Origin of the sequence: Halorubellus litoreus, assembly GCF_037081675.1 — an archaeon.
Taxonomy (GTDB): domain Archaea; phylum Halobacteriota; class Halobacteria; order Halobacteriales; family Natrialbaceae; genus Halorubellus; species Halorubellus litoreus.
In genome coordinates this window covers 1,347,337-1,363,210 of sequence record NZ_JAZAQL010000002.1, presented here as the reverse complement: position 1 = coordinate 1,363,210, position 15,874 = coordinate 1,347,337, and the positions used below count along the sequence as shown (strand labels likewise).

Here is a 15,874-nt window from a genome sequence, read left to right as displayed (position 1 = left end):
TTCGGCGATACGTTCGCCAACCCGGCGACTGCAAACTGACGGCTCCGGCCGCCGGGCTGCGCGCTCGCTTCCAAAACCCTCTTGGAGCGCGGTCACGCGGAGTCGAGCATGAACGAGGACCACGTCGACGTCGACCCGGAGAAGCACCTGCCGCCCGAGGGCGTCCTCGACCACTGGGACGCGGTCGTCGCGGACATGGAGGCGACGGTCGAAGAGTACCGCGAGGAGGGGTGGGACGTCGTCGAGGTGTTCCCCGGCGACATCGCGCCGACGTCCGGTCAGCACGCGACCGTCGACCGGTTCGGTCTCGACCTCGTCGTCCCCGGGGAGCTCGCGCGCGAACTCTCCGAGCTCGTGACCGCGGACGACGCCGCGTTCGACGCGTGCTCGGTGTTCCGCGCCGTCGAGACCGGCATCGTGTTCCTCGTCATCGTCGTCGAGGATACCGGGCGCGACATCGCGGTCATCGCACCGGCGTTCTACGACAGCGACGACGAGGTCGCCCAGGACATGATCGAGCGAGCGACTCGCGAGGGCGAGATGCGCACGCACGTCCGGGACCTCTCCTCGGAGCACGTCGCGACGTTCACGCACGACGACCCGTCGTTGTTCTTCCCACCCGCCGAGGAGTAACCTCGCACCGCGGCGCGCGCGAGTTCTGTGGCACGTCCGAACCCCGAGTCACCACGCAAAGCAGTTGGATAGCCAACCATACCCGGACACTGATTGGGGAGGTGACATCATTGCGGTTTTGCGGCGAAGATACCCCCGCCAGAAGCACCTCAACCGGGCCTTGAATCGACAGACGAAACCGGTTTCGACCGGTTCGCCGCCGACCCAGACCACGACCCGCTTCCACCCGTCGTTCAACCACCCACTGAGAACCAGCGAACCCCGCTTGAAACCGGGCAAGAAGCGCTATACTCCCAGAAACCGTCTCAAACGGTTCTCCCCCTTTATCTACGACGCTCCCATCCGGTAGGATAGCGTTCACCGCCGACGAGGCGTCGGCCGCGAACGCAGAGGCAGGCCAACCCGACACAACGGGCGGCTCGATTCCACGCACGTATCGCGGTGGACGGTCCTGTCGGCCATCACGGGGGTGGAGGCCGATTGCGGCGCACCGCACCATTACGCTCTCTCCGGATTCTCGACCTCGACGAAGAACCAGCCTACTCGCAGCCCACCGCACAGCGACCGACGTAACCGACGGCTACTCGCCGCGCTACTCGTCGCGCAACTCCTCGCTCGCCTGCCGGACCTCGCGCATCACCGACGAGATGCGTTCCTCGGCGTCCAACTCCTCCTCAACGGAGAGGTCAACGCCCTCGACCTCCAGCAGGAACTTCGCGACCTCCGTCGACTCGTACATCACGTCGTCCAGCTCCTCCGCCGTGAAGAAGTCACACATCGCGCCGTAGAGGAACGTCGCCCCCGCCTTCCGGACCTTCTCCTCGAACGACGCCCGCGCCTGATTCACCGCCTGCGGCGTGTACGTATCCGTCATGAACGGCACCAGCTCCGGGAGGTTCTCCCCGATCTTCGTCATCTCCACGCCCGTCTCCGTCCGGAAGTCAGCGCACAACCGCGCGATCGCCCACTCCCGAGCCGTCACGTACGTGCGCTCCCGGATGAAGTCGTTCACGCGCTCGTACTGCGCGCCGTCCATCTTCGTGAACCGCTCGTACTTCTGGACGTCCGCCGGCACCTCGTCGTCGCTCGGCAGGTTCGACTCGTCGGGTACCCCCGGCGACGGCCCGCCGTCACCCGCCGAGTCGCTGGCAGCCCCGGGGTCGTCGTCACCCGTCGAGTCGTCACCACCCGGTTCGTCACCACCCGTCGGTCCGCCACCATCCGCTGGCTCGACGTCGTCGGACGCCGCTCGCGACTCGCGTCCCTCGCCGTCGCTGCTCGCAGCCACCGGTTCACGTCCATCGTCGTCGTCCGCCGTCGCCGGCGGGTTCTCGGTCATACCCGGCCGTTGCCCGGCGCACGCCAAAAAGCGTTCGCCCCCACGGAGACGCACTCGAACGCCCCGCGAACGCAACTCGGACGGCTTTTAGGGCTGGACGCGGTATCCCGGATATGAGCGATACCGCCGAGCGCGTCGCGCTCGCGTGCCCCTCGTGCGCGCCAGCGACGCAGACGGTCCACGAGGTCCTCACCGCAACAGGTGCGCAGTACACCGTGCGCTGCACCGAGTGCGACCACACCCACAAGACCCGCATCGAGGAGGAGACGACCATCGACATCGACGTCGTCGTCAGTCAGGACGGCGAATCCTTCACTTCCAGCGCCGAGGTCCCCGCCGAGGAGACCCTCGCCGTCGGCGAGGAGTTCGTGCTCGACACGCCCGAAGCCCTCATGACCGTCCGCATCACGAGCCTCGAACTCAGCGAACAACGACGTCGCGAAGCAGCGACCGCCGAGGACGTCGAGACCATCTGGACGCGCGAGGTCGACAACGTCCCCGTGAACGTCACCGTGCACCCTCGAGACGGCACGCACGACGACTCGCGCTCCATCAAGGTGTACGTCCCCGGCGACTTCGAGTTCACCATCGGCGAGACCGAGAGCTTCGGCGAGGACGAGTTCACGATCAAGGGCCTGAACGTCCGCGAGGACGCCGTCGGCTACGACCGCGACAGCCTCGACCACGACGGCGACAGCGTCGTCGCAAAGGACCTCAAGCGCGTGTACGCCTGGGACGAGAACACTACTGCTTGGTCGGCCTGGTAGCGCGGTCCCGACCGCCTGGTCCGCCTGTAACGACAACGGTCGGCCGGTCCGCCCGGTAACGACAACGCTCGAACGGTCGGCCGGTCCGCCCGGACCCCTCTCGGCCGGTCGTCGCAGCGACCTGACGCGAACATTCTTCTCGACGCGAACCGACACCTAGACCGTGACTCCCGACTTCGCCGAGCGGCGCGACGCGCTCGTCGACCGGCTCGCCGAACGCCGGGACGTGTCGCGACCGTCGACGCTCGACGCGATGCGCGCCGTCCCCCGCGAGGCGTTCGTACGCGGCGGCGACCGGTCCGCCGCGTACGAGGACCGCCCGCTCCAGATCGCGGACGGACAGACCATCAGCGCGCCGCACATGGTCGCCATCATGACCGACGCGCTCGCGCTCGACCCCGGCGAGCGCGTCCTCGAGATCGGGACCGGGTGCGGGTATCACGCCGCCGTCACCGCCGCGGTCGTCGGCGCCGAGAACGTCTACAGCGTCGAATACAGCGACCGCCTCGCCGAGACGGCTCGCGAGACGCTCGCCGAGGTCGGGTACGGCGACGTCAGCGTCCGCGTCGGCGACGGGCGCGACGGCTGGACCGAGCACGCGCCGTACGACGCCGCGTACCTCACGTGCGCCGCGACCGACCTCCCCGACGCGGTCGTCGACCAGGTCCACGACGGCGGCCGGCTCCTCGCGCCCATCGGCGACGGCCGCCAGCGCCTCGTGTACGCCGAGAAACGAGACGGCGGCCTCGACCGCGAGGACCGCGGCGGCGTCCGGTTCGTCACCATGCGCGACTGACCACCAACCAGTGGAGCAGGGACGCCCGCGAGCGGCGGACTTACGGCGTCCGCGACCGACCGCCGTCGTATGAACGACGACGCACGCGACCGGCTCGCGACCGTCGCCGCGCTCCGCGCCGCCCGCGAGACCGGCGCGCTCGACGCGCTCCTCGACGACGCCGACACCCCGAGCGACGTCGCCGCCCGCACCGACCTCGACGACCGCGCCGCCAGCGTTCTCGTCGACGTCCTCGCCGACCGCGGGTTCTTCGACGTCGTCGACGGCGCGTACGAGCCCACGAACCGCGCGCTCGGCCTCCTCACGAAGACCGACCTCCGCTCCATCGGCACCACGCCCCAGGATATCGACCGGTTCGGCGCGTACGCCGCCCTCCCCGAGACGCTCACCGAAGACGACCCCGTCGCCGCCGCCCGCGACGCCCGTAGCGACGACCACGAACGAAACCGCCTCGGCGCCCGCCAGGCCACCCCCGACGCGGCCGTCAGCGCCGCCGTCAGCGCCGCACAACGAGCCGCACCCGGTGCCACCAGTGTCGTCGACGTCGGCGGCAGTCCAGGTAAGCACGCCACCGAGTTCGGCGCCCGCGGCCACGACGTCACGCTCCGCGACACCCCCGCCCGCATCGACGCCGCACGTCCACTCCTCGAGCCCCGAAACGTCGACCTCGACACCGGCCCACTCAGCGACCCCCTCCCCACCACCGACCTCGTCTTCGCCACCGACCTCACGCCACGCCTCGACGACGACGCCATCGACGCCTTCGCGTCCAGCGCCCACGACGCACTCGTTCCCAGCGCCGACCCCACTGACACCGACACCGACGCCACCGACCGGCCCCCAGCGTCCGAGCGCGCACTCGTCCTCGTCGAACACCTCCAGGACCGCTCCCCACGCACCCCCACGCGTCGCCTCGACGCCCTCGCAACCGGTCACCCTGGCAACCACCGCACCGAGGACGACCTCCAGACCGCGCTCGAAACCGCCGGGTTCCAGGCCGTCGACGTCCACGCCGTCCCCGGACTCGACGCGCACGCCGTCGTCGCAACCCCACGAAGGACTTAATCCCTCGCACCCGAACGTCGAGGTATGGAGCCCGCGGCGCTGCGAGAGGACATGGTCGACAGCCTGGAACACGACGCCAAGAGCGTCGTCGACACCGACGCGGTCGGTCTCGCCATGCGAACCGTCCCCCGCGAAGCGTTCGTCGACGACGAACGCCGAGCGTACGCTGACCAGTCCCTCGAACACCGCGGCACGCGCGTCCTCAGCCCCAGCACCGCCGCTCGCCTACTGGAAGTCCTCGAACCGGAACCCGGCGACGACGTCCTCGTCGTCGGCGCCGGCGTCGGCTACACCCCCGCAGTGCTCGCCGAGATCGTCGGCAGTCGAAGCGTCCACGCCGTCGACATCACTCGCCCGCTCGTCCACGACGCCCGCCGGAACCTCGCCGACGCCGGCTACCCCGAAGTCCTCGTCGACTGCCGCGACGGCGCCCGCGGCCTCCCCGAGTACGCGCCCTACGACCGCATCCTCGTGGAAGCCGCCGCCGTCGACCCACCGCGCGCCCTCCGCGACCAACTCGCACCCGACGGCCGACTCGTCCTCCCACGCGGCCACGGCCCCCGACAGACGCTCACCGCCGTCGCCGCCGACGGCACCGAGACCACGCACGGCCCCGTCGCCTTCCAGCCACTCCTCGCCGACGGCGAACAAGCTGGCGCCATCGAACGCAACCGTACCGCACGCGAAGACGCCGAACGCGCCGCCCGCGCCGCCCAATCCCAGACCGGCTGGGAGCAAGACTGGATCGAGTGGGACTGACTGACTCTCCGGGCATACGCCGACCGGCAGGTCGCCGTTTCTATGGCGGCGTGCTCGTGTGGGACTGACCGCCCCGCGCACCCACACGGACACCGACCCGCACCTAGTCGTCCTCGACCACCAACAGCATCTCGTTCTCCCGGTCGTCCACGAACCCACCGCTGGCCGGCGGCTTCACCGTCACTTCGACCGTTCCCTGGTCGCGATTCGCCGCCAACGACGCCGACACCGATACGGACACCCGGCCATCCTCGCCCGTCCGCCCCGTCACCACCCCGTCCAGGTCGGCCGACCCCGACGTCAACACCACCGTCGCGTTCTCCACCGGCTCCCCCGCATCGTCCACCACCCGCACCGTCACCGACGACTCGCCCTCCGCAACCACCGCCGGCGTCGGCCGCGCATCCACCTCGTGCACCGCCAACCCACCCACGCCAGCAAGCATGTTCATCATCACCGACAGACTCGCCACACCCACCACGAGCGCGATCACGAGCCGAACCGGTAACCCCTCGATAGCACGACCATCACGACCGAACAGGGCCAGACGCATACCCCACCCTCGCCGCCCCCTCCCACAAGAACCCACGTACCCACCCACCCATCCACCCCCGCAACGAACGCTCGAACGAGCACCGCACGGAGTATCAAACGACCACTTGAGTCTCCGGGAACACTAATACCACTCCACCAGAAGCCAAAGTCGTCGACGGGACTGCCTGTCATCCACCATGGAGACGCCTGTCGACGACCCCGAAACGGTGGCACCCTGGTGATGGAAGTGCCCCAACGCCACCGCCTCTGACACTTTCCCCGCACCTACTCGTCACAGTCACGACCCCACTCGCACACGCCCAGCAGCCACGCCTCCCGCGTCGCTCGAAAGCGTGCTCCCTCCCGCAGATACCGTTCCGCGTCGCGACGACGACAGCCTCGTCGCTGCGCTCGGCAGTTAGTCGCTGGAAAAGCGCCCGAGGCGGGATTTGAACCACGGTCGCTCACGTTCGTTCGCTCGCTGCTCCAAACCCCGTTCGGCGTTTCTGCTTCCAGACTCACTCGTCGCTACGCTCCTCGTTCGTTGTTGGAAGCAGAAAGCGCCCGAGGCGGGATTTGAACCCGCGTCACAACCGTGACAGGGTTGTATGATGGGCCACTACACCACCCGGGCTTCCATCAGTACGAAGGAGGGTAGAGTTTTTATACCTTTTCAATTGCCTGGGCAGTGCGGGGTCGTGTCATGCTGTGGGTTCCGCAGCGCTCTCTGGCGAACTACCGGGGTTGAAATTCGTAATCAGTCGCCCAATTGATCGACGGATGCTCGATTGCAGCGTCGAACCGCAACTCCATCTTCTGCTCGGTCGCATCCTCGACGTCGATCCAGTAGAGTTGCCCGCTCTCCGGGAACCTGACGACGAATGCGTCTGCTCCTCCTTCATAGGTTGCCTCGTGATAGTCGCCATCCTTCGTCGTCTGCGAGTGGGTATCGAACCGGATGGTCTCCGGTTTGTTGCGCCAAGCGGTCTTGCACTGAATCCTGCACAACGCGTCGCCGTCGTCGACGACGAGATCGTACTTGTCGTTGTCACCGAACGGAATCGACACGCTCCACCCTGCCTCGACCAGTTGGTGCAAGATTGCCACCTCGGTCTCGTCTCCAAGCGCTTCCGTATTCTCGACCGACACGACGAGCGTTGCGCGCTCTTGGACTTAGAATACCGCCTCCGTCTGCCACGTCCTCCCGCCGTTCTGGGTCCTCCGAACGGGTGTGTTCGCGACGAATGAGCTCGTCGCTCACGGAATGGCGTTCTGAGAAGCGCCCGAGGCGGGATTTGAACCACGGTCGCTCACGTTCGTTCGCTCCCTGATTCAAATCTCATTCGTCCGTTCTTCGAACGCGTCTTGTTCGCGACGAGCAAGCTCATCGCTCACGGAGTAGCGTTCGAAGAAGCGCCCGAGGCGGGATTTGAACCCGCGTCACAACCGTGACAGGGTTGTATGATGGGCCACTACACCACCCGGGCTGCACTCTCACGTATCGCGGTTAGACGATTAAGGCTTTCTACTCGGGACGGGTGTGGGTGTGTTCATCGTGGCACAAACGCTTTATGTCGGTAGCGTTCTTAGGTAGGGTAAGGTCGGTGGCCCGCCGTTGCCGCCCTCTGCCTCCCGGCGGGTCGCGAGAGTGGCCACGCCGCGCGCGTACTTGGCAAGTGTTAAATGCCTCCCGTCTGTATGAGCCTGTAGTATCTCGTGACAGCAGTTTCTCCCGCCCGCCAGACACACTCATGGTAAATGTAAGCCACCACGAACTCGTGCCAGAGCACACGCTCCTCGAGGAGGACGAACTCGAGGGCGTGCTCGAAGAGTACGATATCGACCGTACCGACTTACCGAAGATCAAGCGCAAGGACCCGGCGCTCCCGGACGAGGCGAGCGTCGGTGACGTCGTGAAGATCGTTCGAGATTCGCGAACAACAGACACGGCCGTCGTGTACCGACTTGTTGTAGAGTAACATAATGGATAGAGCAAACAGACGCGTTATCTCGAAGGAGTATTTCGGGAAGGATCGCCTCGCAGAACATCACTTCCGGTCGTTCAACTCGTTCCTGAACCGGGGGATGCAGCAGGTCGTCGACGAGAAGGAGACGATCGAGACGGACATCGGCGACAAGGAAGGTGAGGAGCCGGTGTTCGTGGAACTGAGCGACGTTCGCGTCGTCACGCCGCGTGTGCGTGAGGCGGACGGTTCCGAGGAGCTCTTGTATCCGCAGGAAGCGCGCCTCCGGAACATCACGTACTCCGCGCCCGTGTTCATGGAGATGTCCATCGTGAAGGGCGAGGAGGGCGAGGAGCGCGTCGTCGACAAGACGGAGACGAAGGTCGGTCGGATGCCGATCATGGTCGGCTCCGACAAGTGTAACATCGCTGGGTTCAGCGACGAGGAACTCATCGAGATCGGCGAGGACCCCGCTGACCCCGGTGGGTACTTCATCGTGAACGGCAGCGAGCGCGTGCTGATGACGAGCGAGGACCTGGCGCCGAACAAGATCCTCGCGGAGTACGACACGAAGTACGGTGACGAGATCCAGGTGGCGAAGACGTTCAGTCAGCGTCGTGGCTACCGGGCGCTCGTCCTGACGGAGCGGACGCGCGACGGCCTGCTCGAGGTGTCGTTCCCGTCGGTGTCCGGGTCGATCAACTTCGTGACGCTCGTGCGTGCACTCGGCCTCGAGTCCGACGAGGAGATCGTGCATCGGGTCAGCGACGACCCGGAGGTCGTGAAGTACATGCTCGAGAACCTCGAGGCCGCCGAAGTCCAGACGGAGGAGGAGGCGATCGAGGCGCTCGGGAAGCGCGTCGCGAGCGGCCAGGGGAAGAACTACCAGCTGAAGCGCGCGAACTACGTCATCGACCGGTACCTGCTCCCGCACCTCCACGAGGAGGGCGTCGAGGAGGAGGAGACCCGCATCAACAAGGCGTACTACCTCTGCCGGATGGCGGAGGCGTGCTTCGAGCTGGCGCTCGGGCGCCGCGAGAGCGACGACAAGGACCACTACGCGAACAAGCGCCTGAAAGTCTCGGGGGACCTGATGAAGGACCTGTTCCGGACGGCGCTGAACAAGCTGGCGCGTGACGTGAAGTACCAGTTGGAGCGTGCGAACATGCGGAACCGGCAGCTTTCCGTGAACACTGTGGTTCGCTCGGACGTGTTGACGGAGCGCCTCGAGCACCCGATCGCGACGGGGAACTGGGTTGGCGGGCGGTCTGGGGTCTCCCAGCTCGTCGACCGCACGGACTTCATGGGTGTTCTCAGTCACTTGCGTCGGCTCCGTTCGCCGCTGTCGCGGTCGCAGCCGCACTTCGAGGCGCGAGACCTGCACGCGACCCAGTGGGGTCGTATCTGTCCGTCGGAGACGCCGGAGGGACCGAACTGTGGGCTCGTGAAGAACTTCGCGCAAGCGATGGAGCTCTCACAGAACATCGAGGACGAACAGGGACTGAAGCGACAACTCGACTCCATGGGCGTGGAGGGTATCCCGGGGCTGCAGGGCCAGGGGCACGATCAGCCCGCTGACGACTAACATGAGTAAACAGGAACGCGAAGCGAAGGTGTACGTGAACGGTAGTCTCGTCGGGACACATCCCGAACCGCATCAGCTTGCCGACCAAATCCGCGAGGAGCGGCGGTTCGGCGACATCTCGGAGATGGTGAACGTGTCCGTGAAGGACCGGACGCGCGAGGTCATCATCAACGCGGACGCGGGGCGTGCGCGTCGGCCGCTCATCGTCGTCGAGGAGGGCGAGCCGCTCATCGACGAGACGGAGATCGAGGCGCTCGAGGAGGGCGAGCTCGAGTTCCAGGACCTCGTCGACAACGGTCGCATCGAGTTCATCGACGCGGAGGAGGAGGAGGACATCCTCGTCGCCGTGGACCGCGAGGACGTGACGGCGGACCACACGCACCTCGAGGTCGACCCGCAGCTCATCTTCGGTATCGGTGCGGGGATGATTCCGTACCCCGAGCACAACGCGAGTCCGCGCATCACGATGGGTGCGGGGATGATCAAGCAGAGCCTGGGGCTGCCGAGCGCGAACTATCGGATTCGGCCGGACACGCGCCAGCACCTCCTGCATTACCCGCAGCTGTCGATGGTGAAGACGCAGACGACGGAGCAGATCGGGTACGACGACCGGCCGGCGGCCCAGAACTTCGTGGTTGCGGTGATGAGCTACGAGGGGTTCAACATCGAAGACGCGCTCGTGATGAACCAGGGGTCCGTGGACCGTGCGCTCGCGCGGTCGCACTTCTTCCGGACGTACGAGGGCGAGGAACGCCGGTATCCGGGTGGCCAGGAGGACCGTTTCGAGATTCCGAGTCAGGACGTGCGTGGCGCACGTGGTGAGGAGGCGTACACGCACCTGGACGAGGACGGTCTCGTGAATCCGGAGACGCGCGTCGGCGAGAACGACGTGCTCCTCGGGAAGACGAGTCCGCCGCGGTTCCTCGAGGAACCCGACGACATGGGTGGCCTCAGCCCCCAGAAGCGCCGCGAGACGTCCGTGACGATGCGTTCGGGCGAGTCCGGGGTCGTGGACACGGTGACGCTGATGGAGGGCGAGGACGGCTCGAAGCTCTCGAAGGTCTCGGTGCGCGACGAACGCATCCCCGAGCTCGGGGACAAGTTCGCGAGCCGGCACGGCCAGAAGGGCGTCGTCGGGCACATCGCACCCCAGGAGGACATGCCGTTCACGCAGGAAGGGGTCGTGCCGGACCTCGTCCTGAACCCGCACGCGCTTCCGTCGCGGATGACGGTCGGGCACGTTCTCGAGATGCTCGGCGGGAAGACGGGCGCGCTCGAGGGACGCCGCGTCGACGGGACGCCGTTCACGGGCGAGAACGAGGACGAGATCCGCGGTGGACTGGAGGACCGCGGGTTCCACTCCTCGGGGAAGGAGATCCTCTACTCGGGCGTGTCCGGGGAGAAGATCGAGGCGGAGATCTTCGTCGGGGTCATCTTCTACCAGAAGCTCTACCACATGGTGTCGAACAAGCTCCACGCGCGCTCGCGTGGTCCCGTGCAGGTGCTCACGCGACAGCCTACGGAGGGGCGTGCTCGCGAGGGCGGTCTGCGCGTCGGGGAGATGGAACGCGACGTCCTCATCGGGCACGGTGCGGCGATGGCGCTCAAGGAGCGCTTGCTCGACGAGTCCGACCGCGAGTTCATCAACGTCTGCGGGGAGTGCGGGATGAGTGCGGTGGAGAACGTCGACCAGCGGCGTGTCTACTGTCCGAACTGCGGCGAGGAGACGGACATCCACGAGATAGAGATGAGTTACGCCTTCAAGCTCCTGCTGGACGAGATGAAGGCGCTCGGTATCGCGCCGCGACTCGAACTGGAGGACGCAGTCTGAACCATGTCGACAGGACAATCACCCAAGGAGATCGGGGAGATCAGCTTCGGGCTGATGGACCCGGAGGAGTACCGCGAGATGAGTGCGACGAAGGTCATCACGGCCGACACGTACGACGACGACGGGTTCCCCATCGACATGGGGCTCATGGACCCGCGTCTCGGCGTGATCGACCCGGGCCTGGAGTGCAAGACCTGCGGGAAGCACAGCGGGTCGTGTAACGGGCACTTCGGGCACATCGAGCTGGCGGCGCCCGTCATCCACGTCGGGTTCACGAAGCTCATCCGACGCTTGCTGCGTGGGACGTGCCGCGAGTGCGCGCGCCTCTGTCTCACCGAGGACGAGCGCGAGGACTTCGCTCGCGACCTGAACAACGCGCGGAAGCTCGGGAACGACCTGAACGACGTGACGAAGGCCGCGATCCGGCAGGCGCGCAAGAAGGACCGCTGTCCGTTCTGTGGCGAGGTCCAGTTCGACATCCAGCACGAGAAGCCGACGACGTACTACGAGGTCCAGCAGGTTCTCACGTCGGAGTACTCGCAGGCGATCGCGAGCGCGATGCAGGGTGACGAGGAGGCGGACGTGGAACCGATGGGTCGCGAGGGGCTCGCCGAAGCCACCGAGATCGACCTGTCGCGTATCAACGAGATCCTCTCCGGTGAGTTCCGGCCGCGCGAATCCGACCGGAAGGCCATCGAGAAGGCGCTCGACGTGGACCTCACCGAGGAGGACATGAACAAGCTGATGCCGAGTGACATCCGGGACTGGTTCGAGGACATCCCGGACGAGGACCTCGAGGTGCTCGGCATCAACCCCGAGCGCAGTCGTCCGGAGTGGATGATCCTGACGGTGCTTCCGGTGCCGCCGGTGACGGCGCGGCCGTCCATCACGCTGGACAACGGTCAGCGGAGCGAGGACGACCTCACGCACAAGCTCGTCGACATCATCCGCATCAACCAGCGGTTCATGGAGAACCGCGAGGCGGGCGCACCTCAGCTGATCATCGAGGACCTCTGGGAACTCCTCCAGTATCACGTGACGACGTTCATGGACAACGAGATATCGGGGACGCCGCCCGCCCGTCACCGTTCGGGTCGCCCCCTGAAGACGCTCAGTCAGCGTCTCAAGGGCAAGGAGGGGCGTTTCCGCGGGAGTCTGTCCGGGAAGCGCGTGAACTTCAGTGCTCGTACCGTCATCAGTCCGGACCCGACGCTGTCGCTGAACGAGGTCGGCGTGCCGGACCGCGTGGCCAAGGAGATGACGCAGACGATGAACGTCACCGAGCGCAATCTCGCGGACGCGCGCCGGTACGTCTCGAATGGTCCCGAGGGCCATCCGGGTGCGAACTACGTGAAGCGACCGGACGGCCGTCGCCTGAAGGTCACGGAGAAGAACTGCGAGGAGCTCTCCGAGAAGGTCGAGGCCGGCTGGGAGGTCAACCGCCACCTCGTCGACGGCGACATCGTCGTGTTCAACCGGCAGCCGTCGCTGCACCGGATGTCCATCATGGCTCACGAGGTCGTGGTGATGCCGTCGAAGACGTTCCGCCTGAACACCGTCGTCTGTCCGCCGTACAACGCCGACTTCGACGGTGACGAGATGAACATGCACGCCCTCCAGAACGAGGAGGCGCGCGCCGAGGCGCGCGTCCTGATGCGCGTCCAGGAGCAGATCCTGTCGCCGCGGTTCGGTGAGAACATCATCGGCGCCATCCAGGACCACATCAGCGGGACGTACCTGTTGACGAACCAGAACCCGCACTTCAACGAGACGCAGGCGCTCGACCTGCTGCGTGCGACGCGTATCGACGAGCTCCCCGACCCGAGCGGCGAGGAAGACGGCGAGCCGTACTGGACGGGTCGCGACATCTTCTCGGAGCTGCTGCCGGACGACCTGAACCTCGAGTTCCGCGGGACCGTCGGCGACGACGTCGTCGTCGAGGACGGGACGCTCGTCGAGGGCACCATCGCGGAGGACGAGGTCGGCGAGTTCGGCGGGCAGATCGTCGACACCATCGTGAAGGTGTACGGGACGACGCGCGCTCGCATCTTCATCAACGAGGTTGCGGCGCTCGCGATGCGCTCGATCATGCACTTCGGGTTCTCGATCGGGATCGACGACGAGACGATCTCGACGGAAGCCCAGGAGCGCATCGACGAGACGATCGACGAGGCCTACGACCGCACGGAGGAACTCATCGCGACCTACGAGAAGGGCGAACTCGAGAGTCTCCCCGGTCGTACCGTCGACGAGACCCTCGAGATGAAGATCATGCAGACGCTCGGGAAGGCGCGTGACAACGCGGGGGACATCGCCGAGGAGCACTTCGACGAGGAGAACCCGGCGGTCGTCATGGCGAACTCCGGGGCGCGTGGGTCGATGCTGAACCTCACGCAGATGGCTGGCTGCGTCGGCCAGCAGGCAGTGCGTGGGAACCGCATCAACCGCGGGTACGAGGACCGCACCCTCAGCCACTACAAGAAGGACGACCTGAGCGCAGACGCGCACGGGTTCGTCGAGCACTCGTACACGGGCGGGTTGACGCCCCGGGAGTTCTTCTTCCACGCGATGGGTGGCCGCGAGGGCCTCGTGGACACGGCAGTCCGGACGTCGAAGTCCGGGTACCTCCAGCGGCGTCTCATCAACGCACTGAGCGAACTGGAGACGCAGTACGACGGCACGGTCCGGGACACCTCGGACACGATCGTCCAGTTCGAGTTCGGCGAGGACTCGACGAGTCCGGTCCAGGTCGCGCACGACGCCGAGAGCGGTGTGGACGTCGAGCAGATCGCGGACCGCATCCTCGACAACGAGTTCGCGGACGCGCAGTCGAAGGCGGAGTTCCTCGGCGACGAGGCCCGTCCGACGAACCTCAGCGAGCACGCGGAAGCGCGTCGTAATCCCGACCTGCTCACGGAGGTGGAGTCGGATGACTGACTTCGACGTGTCGGCGGACGTGGAAGCGGTCGTCGAGGACCGGTCGATTCCGGAGGACCTCCGCGCCGACGTGTACCGCGTCGTCGAGGAGCGGAGTCTGAGCGTGGAGGCGGCCGACGAGATCGCGAAGGCGGTCGAGAACCGCTATCAGGAGACGCGCGTGGAGCCGCTCGACCCGGTCGGGACGGTGTCCGCGCAGTCCATCGGTGAACCGGGGACGCAGCTGACGATGAACACGTTCCACTACGCGGGCGTCGCGGAGATCGACGTGACGCAGGGGCTGCCGCGGCTCATCGAACTCGTGGACGCGCGGAAGACGCCGGACACGCCGATGATGACGATCTACCTCGAGGACGAGTACGCGGAGAGCCGCGAGCGCGCCCACGAGGTCGTCTGGCAGCTCGAGGCGACGAAGATCCTCGCGCTCGGGGACGTGTCCACGAACGTCGCGGACATGAACGTCTCCATCGACCTGAACCCCGATACGTTGCAGGAGCGCTGGCCGACCGTGGGTGACACCGGCGAGATCGCCGGTGAGATCGCGGAGATCATCGAGGATTCGCTCGGCGTGACGACGATCCAGAAGGGGACGAACGTCCAGTTCGGGCCCGAGGAGCCGAGTTACCGCGACCTCCTCCAGCTCGTCGAGGAGCTCCGCGAGATCACGTTCAAGGGTATCGAGGAGATCTCGCGGGTCGTCATCCGGAAGGAGGACGTGGAGACGCCCGATGGCGAGGAACGCGAGGAGTTCGTGCTGTACACGGAGGGGTCGTCGTTCGGTGACGCCCTGGAGATCGAGGGCGTGGACGCGTCTCGGTCGTCGTGTAACAACATCCACGAGATCCATCGGACGCTCGGTATCGAGGCGGCTCGAGAGACCATCATCGAGGAGACCAACGACACGCTGAAAGAGCAGGGGTTGGACAACGTGAACGTCCGGCACCTGATGTTGGTCGCGGACATGATGACGAACCGCGGCGAGATCGAGTCCATCGGCCGGCACGGTATCAGTGGGTCGAAGGAGTCCGTCTTGGCGCGTGCGGCGTTCGAGGTCACGGTCAACCACTTGCTCGACGCCGCGATCCACGGCGAGGTCGACGACCTGAACGGTGTGACGGAGAACGTCATCGTCGGGAAGCCGATCAAGCTCGGGACGGGTGACGTCGACCTCCGGATGGGGTCGCTGTCGAAGTCGGGCGAGCAAGCTGACTGATGGCGCGGACGCTGTCGGACGAGGCGCGCCGTATCCTCGGGCTGTTCGAGGACGTGACGGGTGCGACCGGGCTGGATTGCCTGGTGTACGACGACCGCGTGGTCGTCCTGGTCGCCCGCGGCGACATGGGCGAGGCGATCGGGCCGGGCGGCGAGCACGTCGGCGAGTTCGAGGAGCGCCTCGGGACGGACGTGAAGCTCGTCGAGGACGCGACCACGCCCGGTGATTTCGTCGCGAACGCGCTCGCGCCGGCGGCGGTGTACAACGTCACGGTCAGCGAGAACGGTGACACGGTCGCGTACGTGGAGGTCGACGAGGCCGACACGGGCGTCGCCATCGGTGCGGACGGCCGGAACATCGAGGCGGCGAGAGCACTTGCGCGACGACACGTCGACGTGGACGACATCGAGTTGACGTAGCCGCCGCCCGGACTCGGGTGGCGGCGAGTGCT

At 66.4% G+C, this 15,874-nt stretch carries 14 protein-coding genes and 2 tRNA genes; 11 read left to right on the top strand and 5 right to left on the bottom strand.

All coding sequences use genetic code 11. The features are described from left to right. The first annotated feature begins 108 nt into the window (after positions 1-108). The gene (locus tag VYJ16_RS14295; RefSeq protein ID WP_336350976.1) at positions 109-633 is read left to right on the top strand and encodes a DUF7529 family protein; all 525 of its coding nucleotides are present in this window, start codon (positions 109-111) and stop codon (positions 631-633) included. A gap of 592 nt (positions 634-1,225) precedes the next feature. Here VYJ16_RS14295 and VYJ16_RS14290 read toward each other — a convergent pair. Continuing rightward, positions 1,226-1,972, bottom strand: coding sequence for a DUF5806 family protein (locus tag VYJ16_RS14290; protein WP_336350975.1), 747 nt, complete (start codon positions 1,970-1,972; stop codon positions 1,226-1,228). A gap of 113 nt (positions 1,973-2,085) precedes the next feature. Between VYJ16_RS14290 and VYJ16_RS14285 the strand changes: the two genes are divergently transcribed. The 4 genes from VYJ16_RS14285 to VYJ16_RS14270 all read left to right on the top strand — a co-directional run bounded on the left by VYJ16_RS14285 (position 2,086) and on the right by VYJ16_RS14270 (position 5,359). Further along, entirely contained in the window at positions 2,086-2,739 is a 654-nt protein-coding gene (locus tag VYJ16_RS14285) for an HVO_0476 family zinc finger protein (protein WP_336350974.1), read from the top strand. Between the two features lie 163 nt (positions 2,740-2,902). Beyond that, entirely contained in the window at positions 2,903-3,535 is a 633-nt protein-coding gene (pcm, locus tag VYJ16_RS14280; protein ID WP_336350973.1) for a protein-L-isoaspartate O-methyltransferase, read from the top strand. Between the two features lie 69 nt (positions 3,536-3,604). Beyond that, entirely contained in the window at positions 3,605-4,600 is a 996-nt protein-coding gene (locus tag VYJ16_RS14275) for a class I SAM-dependent methyltransferase (RefSeq protein WP_336350972.1), read from the top strand. Positions 4,601-4,624: 24 nt separating this feature from the next. Then, on the top strand, positions 4,625-5,359 hold the full coding sequence (locus VYJ16_RS14270; RefSeq protein WP_336350971.1) for a protein-L-isoaspartate O-methyltransferase family protein: 735 nt from the start codon (positions 4,625-4,627) through the stop codon (positions 5,357-5,359). A 103-nt stretch (positions 5,360-5,462) separates the two neighbouring features. On the opposite strand, the gene VYJ16_RS14265 is transcribed toward VYJ16_RS14270, so the two are convergent. From VYJ16_RS14265 to VYJ16_RS14250, 4 genes are all read right to left on the bottom strand, one after another. Continuing rightward, positions 5,463-5,912 (bottom strand): Ig-like domain-containing protein, encoded by a 450-nt coding sequence (locus tag VYJ16_RS14265; RefSeq protein WP_336350970.1) that lies wholly within the window; start codon positions 5,910-5,912, stop codon positions 5,463-5,465. Positions 5,913-6,454: 542 nt separating this feature from the next. After that, positions 6,455-6,527, bottom strand: a tRNA-Asp gene (locus tag VYJ16_RS14260). 101 nt (positions 6,528-6,628) lie between these two features. Further along, the gene (locus tag VYJ16_RS14255; protein WP_336350969.1) at positions 6,629-7,042 is read right to left on the bottom strand and encodes a group I intron-associated PD-(D/E)XK endonuclease; all 414 of its coding nucleotides are present in this window, start codon (positions 7,040-7,042) and stop codon (positions 6,629-6,631) included. A gap of 265 nt (positions 7,043-7,307) precedes the next feature. Further along, positions 7,308-7,380 (bottom strand) — tRNA-Asp (locus VYJ16_RS14250). Between the two features lie 264 nt (positions 7,381-7,644). Between VYJ16_RS14250 and VYJ16_RS14245 the strand changes: the two genes are divergently transcribed. The 6 genes from VYJ16_RS14245 to VYJ16_RS14220 are packed head-to-tail and all read left to right on the top strand — an operon-like array spanning position 7,645 to position 15,842. Next, complete coding sequence (locus VYJ16_RS14245) at positions 7,645-7,872, top strand: DNA-directed RNA polymerase subunit H (protein ID WP_336350968.1); 228 nt, start codon at positions 7,645-7,647, stop codon at positions 7,870-7,872. Positions 7,873-7,876: 4 nt separating this feature from the next. Further along, positions 7,877-9,442 carry a DNA-directed RNA polymerase subunit B'' gene (locus tag VYJ16_RS14240; RefSeq protein ID WP_323675319.1) on the top strand — a complete coding sequence of 522 codons (1,566 nt, stop codon included), beginning with the start codon at positions 7,877-7,879 and terminating at the stop codon, positions 9,440-9,442. Position 9,443: 1 nt separating this feature from the next. After that, the gene (rpoB, locus tag VYJ16_RS14235) at positions 9,444-11,273 is read left to right on the top strand and encodes a DNA-directed RNA polymerase subunit B (protein ID WP_336350967.1); all 1,830 of its coding nucleotides are present in this window, start codon (positions 9,444-9,446) and stop codon (positions 11,271-11,273) included. Positions 11,274-11,276: 3 nt separating this feature from the next. Further along, positions 11,277-14,210: a DNA-directed RNA polymerase subunit A' gene (locus VYJ16_RS14230; protein ID WP_336350966.1), complete on the top strand. Its 2,934-nt coding sequence runs from the start codon at positions 11,277-11,279 to the stop codon at positions 14,208-14,210. Beyond that, entirely contained in the window at positions 14,203-15,423 is a 1,221-nt protein-coding gene (rpoA2, locus tag VYJ16_RS14225; protein WP_336350965.1) for a DNA-directed RNA polymerase subunit A'', read from the top strand. Before VYJ16_RS14230 ends, rpoA2 begins: the two co-directional genes overlap by 8 nt. After that, a complete protein-coding gene (locus VYJ16_RS14220) occupies positions 15,423-15,842 on the top strand; it encodes a NusA-like transcription termination signal-binding factor (protein ID WP_336350964.1) in 420 nt (139 codons plus the stop codon). Before rpoA2 ends, VYJ16_RS14220 begins: the two co-directional genes overlap by 1 nt. Positions 15,843-15,874: the final 32 nt, after the last annotated feature.